The sequence below is a fragment of the Pantoea sp. C1E2 genome (assembly GCF_056491465.1).
The window spans coordinates 2,462,115-2,475,154 of record NZ_JBSZHT010000002.1; the positions used below are offsets into that span (position 1 = coordinate 2,462,115).

The 13,040-nt window shown below is 54.5% G+C and carries 13 protein-coding genes; 7 read left to right on the top strand and 6 right to left on the bottom strand.

The window, feature by feature from the left end:
* Positions 1 to 18: 18 nt before the first annotated feature.
* Positions 19 to 348 carry a YnfA family protein gene (locus tag ACXI0A_RS11875; RefSeq protein WP_224928192.1) on the bottom strand — a complete coding sequence of 110 codons (330 nt, stop codon included), beginning with the start codon at positions 346 to 348 and terminating at the stop codon, positions 19 to 21.
* Positions 349 to 478: 130 nt separating this feature from the next.
* Here ACXI0A_RS11875 and ACXI0A_RS11880 point away from each other — a divergent pair, with 130 nt between their 5' ends.
* Entirely contained in the window at positions 479 to 814 is a 336-nt protein-coding gene (locus tag ACXI0A_RS11880; protein WP_200577300.1) for a DUF1283 family protein, read from the top strand.
* 52 nt (positions 815 to 866) lie between these two features.
* Positions 867 to 1,163 carry a DUF1161 domain-containing protein gene (locus tag ACXI0A_RS11885; RefSeq protein ID WP_224928189.1) on the top strand — a complete coding sequence of 99 codons (297 nt, stop codon included), beginning with the start codon at positions 867 to 869 and terminating at the stop codon, positions 1,161 to 1,163.
* Positions 1,164 to 1,194: 31 nt separating this feature from the next.
* Here ACXI0A_RS11885 and ACXI0A_RS11890 read toward each other — a convergent pair whose 3' ends face one another.
* The gene (locus ACXI0A_RS11890; RefSeq protein ID WP_476148666.1) at positions 1,195 to 2,655 is read right to left on the bottom strand and encodes an MFS transporter; all 1,461 of its coding nucleotides are present in this window, start codon (positions 2,653 to 2,655) and stop codon (positions 1,195 to 1,197) included.
* Positions 2,656 to 3,039: 384 nt separating this feature from the next.
* Between ACXI0A_RS11890 and osmY the strand changes: the two genes are divergently transcribed.
* Genes osmY through osmV form a run of 4 tightly spaced genes read left to right on the top strand, consistent with a single transcriptional unit; the run spans position 3,040 to position 6,490 of the window.
* A complete protein-coding gene (gene osmY / locus ACXI0A_RS11895; RefSeq protein WP_224928183.1) occupies positions 3,040 to 3,756 on the top strand; it encodes an osmoprotectant ABC transporter permease OsmY in 717 nt (238 codons plus the stop codon).
* A gap of 14 nt (positions 3,757 to 3,770) precedes the next feature.
* Positions 3,771 to 4,697 carry a glycine betaine ABC transporter substrate-binding protein gene (locus ACXI0A_RS11900; protein WP_476148663.1) on the top strand — a complete coding sequence of 309 codons (927 nt, stop codon included), beginning with the start codon at positions 3,771 to 3,773 and terminating at the stop codon, positions 4,695 to 4,697.
* A 9-nt stretch (positions 4,698 to 4,706) separates the two neighbouring features.
* On the top strand, positions 4,707 to 5,354 hold the full coding sequence (osmW, locus tag ACXI0A_RS11905) for an osmoprotectant ABC transporter permease OsmW (RefSeq protein ID WP_034823432.1): 648 nt from the start codon (positions 4,707 to 4,709) through the stop codon (positions 5,352 to 5,354).
* On the top strand, positions 5,354 to 6,490 hold the full coding sequence (osmV, locus tag ACXI0A_RS11910) for an osmoprotectant ABC transporter ATP-binding protein OsmV (protein WP_476148661.1): 1,137 nt from the start codon (positions 5,354 to 5,356) through the stop codon (positions 6,488 to 6,490). Before osmW ends, osmV begins: the two co-directional genes overlap by 1 nt.
* Positions 6,491 to 7,022: 532 nt before the next feature.
* Here osmV and ACXI0A_RS11915 read toward each other — a convergent pair.
* The 4 genes from ACXI0A_RS11915 to ACXI0A_RS11930 form a co-directional block, all read right to left on the bottom strand.
* Complete coding sequence (locus ACXI0A_RS11915; RefSeq protein ID WP_476148659.1) at positions 7,023 to 8,393, bottom strand: solute carrier family 23 protein; 1,371 nt, start codon at positions 8,391 to 8,393, stop codon at positions 7,023 to 7,025.
* A 179-nt stretch (positions 8,394 to 8,572) separates the two neighbouring features.
* Positions 8,573 to 9,274 (bottom strand): dethiobiotin synthase, encoded by a 702-nt coding sequence (gene bioD, locus ACXI0A_RS11920; RefSeq protein WP_476148657.1) that lies wholly within the window; start codon positions 9,272 to 9,274, stop codon positions 8,573 to 8,575.
* Positions 9,275 to 9,379: 105 nt separating this feature from the next.
* Positions 9,380 to 10,597: a sugar metabolism global transcriptional regulator Mlc gene (gene mlc, locus ACXI0A_RS11925; RefSeq protein ID WP_224928169.1), complete on the bottom strand. Its 1,218-nt coding sequence runs from the start codon at positions 10,595 to 10,597 to the stop codon at positions 9,380 to 9,382.
* Between the two features lie 135 nt (positions 10,598 to 10,732).
* Positions 10,733 to 11,629 carry a LysR substrate-binding domain-containing protein gene (locus ACXI0A_RS11930; RefSeq protein WP_476148654.1) on the bottom strand — a complete coding sequence of 299 codons (897 nt, stop codon included), beginning with the start codon at positions 11,627 to 11,629 and terminating at the stop codon, positions 10,733 to 10,735.
* 94 nt (positions 11,630 to 11,723) lie between these two features.
* On the opposite strand from ACXI0A_RS11930, the gene ACXI0A_RS11935 reads away from it, so the two are divergent.
* Entirely contained in the window at positions 11,724 to 12,980 is a 1,257-nt protein-coding gene (locus ACXI0A_RS11935) for an MFS transporter (RefSeq protein WP_476148652.1), read from the top strand.
* The last annotated feature ends 60 nt before the right edge of the window (positions 12,981 to 13,040 follow it).

Below are 13,040 nucleotides of genomic sequence, written 5' to 3' on the forward strand. Positions count from 1 at the left end.
ACAGGCTGCGCCCTTCATTTATGCCCGGCCCCAACCAGCGACAATAATTAACATCCCGCTAAACGCCACCAGCGCGCCGATCCAATCCCACGCACTGAGCTTGACGCCATCCACCACGCGCAGCCAAATCAACGCCGTCACCACATAGACACCGCCGTAAGCCGCATATACGCGACCACTCGCTGCCGGGTGCAGCGTCAGCAACCAGACAAACAGCGCCAGACTCGCTGCTGCAGGCAATAGTAGCCACGCGGTCATGCCCTTCTTCAGCCACAGCCACGGCAGGAAACAGCCAACAATTTCGGCAATCGCAGTCAAAAAAAACAGTAAAGTGGTTTTCACCAGCATAGAAAATCTCTCTCTCGCCTAAACAAAAGGCTCACCGCTGGTGAGCAAAGTTGCAGCGATGATATACTAGCCCTCATGGTTGTGACAGCCGGGTTTCTGGCTGTGCTGGTGTTAACTAAAGGAAATCACAATGAAAAACCTGTTTTCTCTCCTGCTGACTGTGGCGTTAACCGCCGGTGCGCTGCTGACTGCTCCGCTGGCATCGGCCCAAACCGACCGCCTGATTATCGAAAATGGCAATAGTGCTTCCAGCAACGAAGCCGCGCGCCAAAGCAAAGAACAGTGGAACGACACGAAAAACCTGCGCAATAAAGTGAATACGCGCGTCGAGAAAGAGTTCGATAAAACCGATAAGGCTTTTGACACCCGTGATAGCTGCGAAAAGAGCTATAACGTCAATGCGTATTGGGAACCGAACACCCTGCGCTGCCTGGATCGTCGTACCGGTCGTACGGTCGCACCTTAATTCGCTGTTGCTGCTATAGTTTTCAAGGGAATTCAGAACCAAGGAGAGTGTGATGAAAAAACGTAATGCAGTGATGTTGATGGCAATGTTGGCGTTGCCGGTGCTGGCGCAGGCTTCCTGTGAAAGCGTCAAAGCGGATATCAGCAAGAAAATCGTCAGTAACGGCGTGGCCGAATCAGACTTCACGCTGGATATCGTGCCTAACGATCAGGCCGATCAAGCGGGCGGTCAGGTGGTGGGTCACTGCGAAAATGACAGCCAGAAAATCGTGTATAAGAAAAACGGTCGCGACAGTGAGAGTGATGTCCCGGCAAGCGCAGGAAGTTCACAGGATGCTCCCGCGCAGTAATACTAAAGGGGCGGCTGATGGCCGCCCTTTTCTATTCCGCTTCTGGCCGCTGGCGCGGCATCAACCACGCAATCCACAACGTCAACATCGCAATCACTAACGCCACCACAAACACCCAATGCAGCGAGGCAGCGATCTGTCCGGTCCACTGATGCAACGTCGCTTCGGACAATGACTGACGGCTCTCATGTGACATGATCTGCTGCATCGGATCGTTAGCCTGTGGCAGACGCTGCGCAAGGTTGAAGTTCAGAACCGCCCCCATCAGCGCCGTCCCGATCGCTGAGCCCAGCATACGGCTAAACATAATTGACGCGGTGCAAATGCCACGAATGTCGTAATGCGCGTGATTTTGCACTGACACCAGGAAGGTGGTGCTGGTCATGCCCATGCCGGTGCCGATGACAAAAGCAGTGAGCCCGGCTTGCATGATTGAACTGTCGGTTCGCAACAGCAGCAACAGCGCGCTGCCCGCAATCAGCAACAAGGCACCGAGTTGCGCGGTAAAACGGTAGGAAGTTATCAGCATCAATCGGCCACTCAGCGTGCTGGCCAGCGGCCAGCCAATGGACATCATCGCCAGCGCGCTGCCCGCCTGCAGCGGTGTTCCGCCAGTGATACCCTGAATCCACGTTGGCAGAAACGCGCTGATGCCCATCATGGTGGCACCGATAATCAGATTACCGGCGTTGCCTGCCAGAATTAGCCGGCTGCGCCAGATAGCGAGAGGAAACAGCGGAGCCTCAGCACGCTGTTCATGCTGTTTCAACTGCCAGCCCGCTAGCAGTGCCAATAACAGGAATGCCAGTAACCAGTAGCCAAGAGCATCCGCCTGCAACAACGCAACCAACAGAGCCGTGACGCAAATCATCAGCCAGCAGCTGCCAGTAAGATTCAGCGTTGCCCCTTTGTGATGCTCACGCGCCGGTAAGAAACGCGCTAACAGCAGCATGGAAAACAGGCCGATTGGCACGTTAACCCAGAAAATCACCGACCAGCTAAAGTGCTGCACCAGCCAGGCGCCGCTCAGAGGCCCGATGATAGCCGCAACACCCCACACGCTGGAGAGCCAGCCCTGCACGTTGGCACGTTCGCGCGGGGAATAGATGTCGGCCACGATGGTGCTGGTGAGTGGCATAATCGCGCCTGCACCCAAACCCTGAAACGCGCGAAACAGAATTAACCACGTCATGGTGTGCGCAAAACCGCACAACACCGAACCAGTCAGAAACAGCGAGACGCCAATGAACAAGAGTCGTTTACGGCCCCACATATCTGCGAGACGACCATAGAGTGGCACGCTCACGGCCTGAGTCAGCAAATAGATAGAGAAAACCCAGCCAAACTGCGAGAAACCGCCGAGTTCAGCAATAATGGTAGGCATCGCTGTCGCCACAATGGTGACTTCAATCGCGGCCATAAACATGGCTAACATGCAGGCGATAAGGATCCAGTGGCGATGTTCCGTGTTCAATTCTGCAGTTTCAGTCATACGTCTCCCTTTTTACTTTCAAGGCTAGCTGATTTTCCATCAGACGAGTTTCCTCTGCGTGCGCCCGCAATGTGACAATGTCACGCAATTCGATGAATTTTTTTTATTGTCAGATGATGCCTTATTTCATGCGGGTTAAGAAGGTTTTAACCACCCTTCTATCTGTCTGATTTTGCCGTAGAAACTGGCGCATTACGCTAAGCATTGCTATAGCTTTTTACAGCACTTTCCAGTTATTCACTGGAAAAGCAGTATCTAACAGTCATTTTATCTGCAATTTAATGGGGTGAAGGATTTTCGTATGCGGTTATTTCTCCGCTGCGCCTTCAACCGTGAAATGACATAACCAGATCGAACAATTTGTCGAATCAGGGAGACTCTCGCATGCAAAATGCATCGCTCGTCAGTAGAGCCGGGCTGGCACTACTGGCCATCGTCGCGGTGATTGCCCTGCTGGTTTGGGGAATCGGGCTGAATACGTTGCGCGACCGGCAAGAAGACTTAATCTATCTCGGCCAGCAGCATCTGTTTTTAGTGTTTTGGTCAATGTTGTTTGCCCTGTTGGTCGGCATTCCGAGTGGAGTTTTACTCAGCCGTCCGTTTGCCCGTCGCTGGGCTGAATATGTCATGCAGATCTTTAACGTCGGGAATACTTTGCCACCGCTGGCTGTTCTGGCCCTGGCAATGGTCATTGTCGGAATAGGCGATCGACCGGCCTTAATTGCCCTGTTCCTCGCGTCACTGCTGCCCATCGTGCGTAATACCTTTTCCGGCTTAAGCGCGGTGCCACCGTCGCTGATTGAAGCCGCCAACGGCATCGGCATGACCAAATTTCAGCGTCTGCGTCAGGTTGAGATTCCCAATGCCTTGCCGGTGATTCTGGCAGGTGTGCGCATCGCGACCGCCATTAACGTCGGAACGGCACCGCTGGCCTTCCTGATTGGTGCCAGCAGTTTTGGCGAACTAATTTTCCCCGGCATTTACCTTAATGATTTCCCAACGTTGATTCTCGGCGCAGTCGCCACCGCCCTGTTTGCGCTGATCCTCGATCTGCTGCTGGCAGCCCTGGGACGTTTCCTCAGCCCGCACTCTGCGGCTTAACAAGGAGCTAAGTGATGGGTAAAACGCATATTTTAACGCGCTGGGTGAAGCACACCGCGCTGGCACTGGCCGCCACATTGGCCATCAGCCAAACCGCTGCCGCGGCAACGCCGATTGTGATGGCAACCAAGAGTTTTACCGAACAGCATATTTTGTCAGCTATGACCGTGCTCTGGCTGCAAAAGAAAGGTTTCCAGGTGGTGCCTAAGACCAATATCGCCACGACCATTGGTCGCAATGCGATGATCAATAAGCAAATTGATATGACCTGGGAATATACCGGCACCTCGCTGATCATCTTCAATCACATCAACAAACCGATGTCTTCAGAAGAAGCATATAAAACCGTTAAACAGCTCGATGCCAAATTGGGTCTGGTGTGGCTCGATCCCGCGCCAATGAACAACACCTATGCATTTGCCATGCAGCGTGCACGCGCCGATAAAGAAGGCATCAGCACCATGTCACAGCTGGTTGCCAAACTGGAACAGGTACGCAAAACCGACCCCGACCACAACTGGAAACTGGGACTTGATTTGGAGTTCTCCGGCCGTTCCGATGGTTTGAAACCGTTGCAGAAGGCTTACAACATGCCGCTGGATCGTCCGCAGATTCGTCAGATGGATCCGGGATTGGTGTACAACGCGGTGCGCGATGGCTTTGTTGATGCTGGCTTGATTTACACCACCGATGGACGAGTAAAAGGCTTTGAACTCAAGGTGCTGGAAGATGATAAGCACTTCTTCCCGAGTTACAACGTCACGCCTGTGGTGCGCCAGGATGTGCTGGAAAGCCATCCGGGGCTGGATACGGCGCTCAATCAACTCTCTCCGTTGATCACCGATGAAGCAATTACCGAGATGAACAAACGCGTTGATATCGATCATCAGTCACCGCAACAGGTGGCGCGTGATTTCCTTCAATCTAAAAACATGCTGTAAGGAGGCGTCATGGAGACTTTGCATTACATCATGAGTAACTGGCACACCCTGATGGCGTTAACCTGGCAGCATACCTGGCTGGTGCTGGTGGCGGTGGGATTCGCCATCATCGTTGGCGTGCCACTGGGCATTTTGATTGTGCGCTTCAAATGGCTGGCGACGCCGGTGCTCGGTATCGCCACCATCGTACTAACCATTCCGACCATTGCGCTGTTTGGCTTAATGATTCCGCTGTTTTCTATGATCGGTCAGGGCATTGGTGCGCTGCCCGCAATTTGTGCGGTGTTCCTCTACTCCCTGCTGCCGATTGTGCGCAATACCCATACCGCGCTGGAGAACCTTTCGCCTGGGCTGCGTGAAGCGGGCCGCGGTATAGGTATGACCTTCTGGCAGCGCCTGCGCTGGGTCGAGATTCCTATGGCGCTGCCGGTGATCTTCGGCGGTATTCGTACTGCGGTGGTGATGAACGTTGGCGTGATGGCGATTGCCGCAGTCATTGGTGCTGGCGGATTGGGCTTACAACTGCTGGATGGTATCAGCGGCAGTGATGTGCGCATGCTGATTGCCGGTGCACTGATGATTTGTTTATTAGCGATTGTGCTTGATTGGCTACTGCACCGTTTGCAGTCGGCGCTGACTCCTAAGGGGATTCGATAATGATAAAACTGGAAAACCTGACGAAAACCTTTACGCAAAAGAACGGCACCTCCTTCAACGCCGTGGATAACGTCAGCCTGGAAGTGCCTGCCGGAGAGATGTGTGTGCTGCTAGGCCCTTCCGGCTGTGGCAAAACCACCACGCTGAAAATGATCAACCGTTTGATCCCAGCCAGCAGCGGTAAGATCTTGATCAACGGCGAAGACACCAGCGGACAAGATACCGTCACGCTGCGTCGTAATATCGGCTACGTGATTCAGCAGATTGGTCTGTTCCCCAACATGACCATCGAAGAGAACATTACCGTGGTGCCGCGCATGCTGGGCTGGGATAAAAAACGCTGCCGCGAGCGTGCTACCGAGCTGATGAGCATGGTGGCGCTCGATCCCAGCAAATTCCTGCATCGCTATCCGCGTGAAATGTCTGGCGGTCAGCAGCAGCGAATCGGCGTTATCCGCGCGCTGGCGGCTGATCCACCGGTGCTGCTGATGGATGAACCCTTCGGTGCCGTCGACCCGATCAACCGTGAAGTGATTCAGAACGAGTTTCTGGAAATGCAGCGCCAGCTGAAGAAAACGGTGATGCTGGTGAGCCATGATATCGATGAAGCACTAAAACTCGGTGACCGCATCGCGGTATTTGGACAGGGCAAAATCGTGCAGTGCGCCAGTCCTGACGAACTGTTAGCGAAACCGGCCAATGATTTTGTTGGATCCTTTGTTGGCCAGGACCGCACGCTAAAACGCCTGCTTCTGGTGCAGGCAGGCGACGTCACCGATCAACAGCCGACCATCACGGTTAAGCGCAGTACCCCGTTGCAGGAGGCGTTCGCCACTATGGATGACAACGATATGCGATCTGTCACCGTGGTGGATAATGATGGCAAGCCGCTGGGGTTTGTGAAGCGTCGTGAAGCCCGTAATGCCCCCGGAAGCTGCGAGGAGATGCTGCATACCTTCAAGGTGACGGGCAAGGCCGAAGAGAATCTGCGCGTGGTGCTATCCAAGCTGTATGAGCACAACACCGTCTGGATGCCGATCGTGGATGAGGAAGGACGCTACAGCGGTGAGATTTCGCAGGACTATATCGCGGATTATCTCAGCTCAGGACGCACGCGCCGCCGATTGAATCCTTAACCAAGCGCACAATGGCTGAACCTTGAGGAACAGTGCACGACAGCCTGAATGCAGACATGCAGCGCGAAGGCTTAATCATGGGGCAAATCGCACGGCAGCCCGAGTCCAGACAAACCGCACAACAGCTGAAACGTTGGAAGAGGCGGCAGAGGAGTAAAGCGTCCTGCGCCAGGGATGGCGCGGGCCGAGCCCCAGGGATGGTTTATGGCGTCTTTACGATCTGCCGCCTCTTCCGACGTATGCACCGACTCACAGCCAGCGGTTTACAATCAACTCATGCCCAGACTCACAATCAAACTGCACAACCGCTGAAACGTTGGAAGAGGCGGCAGAGGAGTAAAGCGTCCTGCGCCAGGGATGGCGCGGGCCGAGCCCCAGGGACGGTTTACGGCGTCTTTACGATCTGCCGCCTCTTCCGACGTACGCACCGACTCACAGCCAGCGGTTTAAATCCCCATCTCTTCCGACGTACGCACCGACTCACAGCCAGTGGTTTAAATCCCCATCTCCCCAACGCACGCACAAACTCAAATCAGTGATTTTCCTTCACCGCATTGATCACCCGCTCATCACCCCGTTCCGATGGCAGCACGATATTCAACAGCATCGCCAGAATGCCACCCGTGGTCACCGCATGACCAAACAGATTACTCACTAACGGTGGCAACTGCTTCAACACCTCAGGCACAGCTTCTACACCTAAGCCAATGCCAAATGACACCGCAACGATCAACATCTCACGGCGGCCCAACGGGGATTGCGTCATTACACGAATGCCTGCCGCCACCACACTGCCAAACATCACCAGAGTGGCGCCGCCGAGTACCGGCGCGGGAATCTGCTGCAGCACATTCCCGATCACCGGAAACACACCTAACAGCAACAGCATCACGCCAATCACCATGCCAACATAACGGCTGGCCACGCCGGTCATCTGAATCACACCGTTGTTTTGCGCAAAAGTAGTGTTGGGGAATGCCGAAAACATCGCAGCGAACAAGCAGCTAATACCATCTGCCAGAATGCCGCCCTGCAAACGACGCTGGAAACCCTCGCCCTCAATCGGTTGCTGCGAGATCAGGCAGTTCGCCGTCAAATCCCCTACTGCCTCAATCACACAAATCACCGACACCAGGGCAATCGGCACGAAAATGCTCCAGCTAAAATCAAAGCCAAAGCGGAAAAATGAAGGCAAAACCAACCAGTGACTGGTGGCCATCGGTTTAATGGGCAGATGGCCGGTCAGTGCCGCCGCCAGACAACCCACGGCGATGCCTGCCACCACCGCAACCAGGCGCATCCAGCGATTTTGGGAACGGTTGAGCACAATGATCACCAGCAGTGTCAGCGCGCCCAGCGCCAGATTGCCCGGAGCGCCAAAGTCAGCGGCGTTATGACCGCCTGCCCAATCGGTGATGCTGACTTTAATCAGGCTGATACCGATCAAGGTAATCACCGTGCCGGTCACCACGGGCGTCAGCACTTTCCGCAGCGGCACCACACAGCGGCTGATTAGCATCGGGATAAACGCGGCCACAAAGTTGCATCCCATGATCATCGCCATGATCGCTTCCGGTGAACCGCCCTGCGCTTTCACCATCAATCCACCGGATAAGATGACACCGAGAAAAGCAAAGCTGGTGCCTTGCAGGCAAATCATGCCCGCCCCAACACCCATAAAGCGGCGCGCCTGCAAAAACGTCCCTAAACCCGAAACCAGCAAAGACATGCTAATCAGATACGGAATGTAAGCCTGCAATCCAAGGATTGAGCCAATAATCAGCGGCGGGGTAATGATCCCCACCACGCTGGCAAGGACGTGCTGCAACGCAGCGAAAAAGGCGGGAACAGGGCCAATACGGGCTTCAAGCCCATACAATAAACCTTTAGGGGAGTGCGACATGTGTATGCTCCGGCAGAATATTCATCAGCATGGCTGATGCATGATTCACGCCATTGGCACTCACATTCAGGAAAAAATTTATAACCTCATGATAAAAAGCTGATTTAAGCAGAGCAAAATCGGATGCTGAATCCGAAACCTTAGATTCAGCCACCGACTGTTTGCATCACTTCGTTTCATCACGCCGCAGGCTGTGCACTGTCAATGTGCATCAAAGCCTCATCCAGCAGGGAAATATCCAGATAGCCACTCAGCTCACGCTGCTCGGCACGCGGCAGATAAGGCAACTCACCCAACAGCGGTGCGCCCAGCTTTTCACGCAGAACATCAATGATTTCAGCGTAATGAGCCAGTCCTGGGTTAATGCGGTTGGCGACCCATCCCACTAAAGGCAACCCATCACGAGCGATAGTCTCGGCGGTCAGTAAAGCATGACTAATGCAACCTTCTTTGATGCCCACCACCAGCACAACCGGCAGCTGTTCCTGTTGAACCCAGCTGGACAACGGTTGCAGATCATTCATCAGACTGCGCCAACCCCCGGTTCCTTCCACTACCACCCGCGCGGCGCGGCTTTGTAACTGCTCAAGGCTGCGGCTCAGCAATGAATAATCAATGCGCGCGGATGCGCTGGTGCTGATTTCATCTTCTTCCAGCGTGATGGGATTCACCGCCTGGTACGGCAGTTCAAGACCCGATGCCTGCTGCAACAGCAGAGCATCTTTATTACGCAACCCGTCGGGTGTGTGCTGTGCACTTTTGGCAACAGGTTTAAAGCCCGCTGCACAGAGGCCCGCTTTGGCGAAACACTGCAGCAGCGCGCGTGACACGACGGTTTTACCCACCGCGGTGTCGGTACCGGTGACAAAGATTGTTTTCACCTTATTCCTCCTTCGTTAGAGCGATGTGTAACCTGCGAAGAAGGCAGTTTAAGGAAATGTCTCTGACGGCAGATTGCGTTAGCGCAAACTTAAGGCGAGCAGTGATTAGCCTTGCAACAGTTTTACCAGCAAATGGCCGCTGTAAAGGGAGTCTTTGATCAGCGCGGCGGCACCGTGAGTACCCGGATCGCTGAGGCTGGTGGGTGCGAGCTGAATCTCATTGCTGTATGCGGGTAACGCCTGCTGACGAATGGTGCTGCTGACGGCAGGAAACAGCACATCAGCGGCTTGATTAAGCGGTGAACCAATAAGGATTTGTTGTGGATTGAAGATATTCACCATCATTGCCAACATGCGACCCACGTGATGGCCAACACCGGCAATCACGTCACGCGCCAGCCGATCGCCCTGCTGTGCGGCTGCGCATAAACTGGCGATGGTCAGGGGTTCCCGATGCAGCAAACTGTCGGGTTGTGAAGATAAACGCTGGGCCGCCAGTTGCAATAAACTTCCGGTGCTGGCTACGGTTTCCAGACAGCCATGATTGCCGCAGTAACACTGCTGACCATAAGGATCGATCTGCGTATGGCCAATTTCAACCAGCGCGCGGCCACGTTTATGCAACAGCTGTCCCCCGCTGATCACGCCCGCGCCTACCGTTTCATCAATCACAATTTGAATCACATCCTGCGCACCGCGCGAGGCACCAAACAGCGCTTCAGCCAGCGTCCAGGCGGAGATGTCATGTTGAACAAATACCGGTAAACCCGTGAGCGTGGAGAGCGTTTCACCTAGAGGCATTTCCTGCACGTCGTACCCCGGCATGCGATGCACCACACCGGAAGCCGCATTGATCAAACCGGGCAAGGTGATGGCAATCGCGGTGAGACGTTCAAGTTTATTCTGATGGCGGACGAAGAAGTCATTGACCATATTCTGCAGCGTTTGCAGCAATGGTTGGTCAGCGCTGGCAGGCAGGGGCAAACGATCTTCCTGCAGTGCCCGGCTACTGAGATCGCGCAGCGTCAGCGTGATCTGGCCCGGTTGAATGCGAATAGCCAGGTAGTGCCAGGCGAAGGTGTCGAGAATCAAGCCAATGGCCGGACGACCACGGCTGCCTGGATCCTGAAACTCGGTTTCCTGCACCAGATGCGCATCGAGCATTTCACGCACGATTTTGGTGATACTGGCGGGTGCCAGCTGGGCACGTTTAGAAAGCTCAATACGCGAAATCGGGCCGTATAGGTCAATCAGTCGGTAAACCACACCTGCGTTGGTCTGTTTTATTTGGTCAATGTGGCCAGGCTGACTGTCCAGATTCACGCCCTGCTCCCGGATATTTTCGCGCTTCTAAATAAACAGCAGCTATGGTGATGCAGATTGGCAGGCAGCGTCAAATATTTGATTAGAAATGTGATTTATCGCACATAAAGATCGGGCCATTATTCACCGGGTGATTCAAATTTCGGCATTCTGCAGCATCAACTGCATCATATTGTGCATTTGCGCACTGGGTTCACGCGTGGCTGACCAGACCAGCCAGACTTCAGAAATGGCATCGTGCTCCTGCAAGGGAATCCACACCACATCGGCCAGTCGCGCACGTCGAAATGAAGCTGGCAGAATGGAAACACCCAATCCGGTTGCGACCAGACCGAGTATCGTCATCGCTTCACCCACTTCCTGCGTAATAAAGGGTTTGATTTGATAACGGTGCAGCAGCGCCAGTGTTTCACCGTACAGCGCCGTACCACCCTGCGGATCAAAAAACACGAAGGGCTCGTTGGCCAGTGTCTGAATGGAGATCGACTCAGCATCTGCCAGCGGATGTGCCCAATGCACCAGCGCACACAACGGCTCGCGCAGCAGCACCCGATGCTGTAAATCGCTCGGCAATGGCGTATTGCGCATCACACCCAAATCCAGCCGACCTTCATGCAACGGTGCCAGCTGCTGGCGGGTGTTATTTTCCTGCATCGAGATGTGCACTTCCGGCCAACGCTGACGAAATTGATACAGCGCATCGGAGACCAGGCCGGTGAAGGGAGCGGAAGAGGTAAAGCCAATGCGTAGCTCTCCTTCCTGTCCGCTATGTACGCGAGCCGCCCGACTGGCAGCTTGCTCAACCTGCAGCAGAATGGTGCGCGCATCCTGTAAAAACAGCTGACCGGCAGCCGTGATCTGCACGCTGCGATTAGTTCGGGTAAACAGCTGCGCGCCGATCTCTTGCTCCAGCTGCTGAATCTGCTGGCTGAGCGGCGGTTGGGAAATATTCAATCGCTGTGCTGCGCGACCAAAATGCAGTTCCTCGGCAACGGCAACGAAATAGCGTAAATGGCGCAACTCGACATTCATATCTTAAACGTCTCATTTGAGATTATTAATATATTGTACAACCTAATCTCACTTTCCTAAAGTTATCAGACCGTTTCTCATCTAAGGATATTCCGTGAGTCGCTCTTCCCAGGCAGTGACAATTCATGAAGACGAGTTGTCCGCTAAGCCTGCTTCAACCGTAGCCCCCTCAGAGTGGATTGAGCGTGGATCGCCGCAGTTTATGCGCGTCACGCTGGCATTATTTTCCGCTGGATTGGCCACCTTCGCGCTGCTGTATTGTGTGCAGCCGATTCTGCCCGTGCTGTCACAGCAGTTTGGCGTCTCTCCCGCCGAAAGCAGTATTTCATTATCACTCTCAACCGGATTGATGGCGCTGGGCTTGCTGGTGACCGGTCCGCTATCCGATGCTATTGGGCGCAAATCCGTGATGGTGACGGCTTTGATGCTTGCCGCCATTTGCACGCTGATTTCCGCCACCATGACGAGTTGGCAAGGCATTCTGATGATGCGTGCGTTGATTGGTCTGTCTCTCAGCGGCGTGGCGGCGGTCGGTATGACCTATTTAAGCGAGGAGATCCATCCCCGCGTGATTGCCTTCTCGATGGGTCTGTACATCAGCGGCAATTCCATTGGCGGTATGAGCGGACGCTTGCTCACCGGCGTGCTGACCGATTTCTTCTCCTGGCGTGTGGCGGTTGGGGTGATAGGTTGCTTCTCGCTGGCCGGCGCGTTGATGTTCTGGAAGATTTTACCGGCGTCACGTCATTTCCGTCCCGCCTCGTTGCGCCCGCGCAGTTTATTCATCAACTTCCGCCTGCACTGGCGTGATAAAGGATTACCCTTCCTGTTCGCTGAAGGTTTTCTGCTGATGGGCGCGTTTGTGACGCTGTTTAACTACATCGGCTATCGTTTGTTAAGCGCACCCTGGTCGCTGAGCCAGGCGGTAGTGGGACTGCTGTCGGTGGTGTATCTGACCGGATCGTGGAGCTCACCCAAAGCGGGCGCGATGACCAGTCGCTTTGGTCGTGGTCCGGTGATGATTAGCGCTACCGCCATTATGCTGGCTGGGTTATTGCTCACCGCCTTTAATTCTCTCTGGCTGATACTGCCCGGTATGATGCTGTTTACGGCGGGCTTTTTTGCCGCGCACTCCGTTGCCAGCGGCTGGATTGGTCCACGCGCACGCCGTGCCAAAGGCCAGGCCTCGTCACTCTATCTGTTCAGCTATTACGTAGGTTCCAGCGTAGCGGGTACGTTAGGCGGCGTGTTCTGGCACAGCTATGGCTGGCCGGGCGTAACGCTGTTCATCAGTGTGCTGCTGTTGCTGGCCTTGGTTGTTGGCTGGCGTTTACAGTGCCGAAAACTGTAATACCTTTCATCTAAACGACGGGGCCGATGCGCCCCGCGTCTCCCTAAAGCCCACAGAATC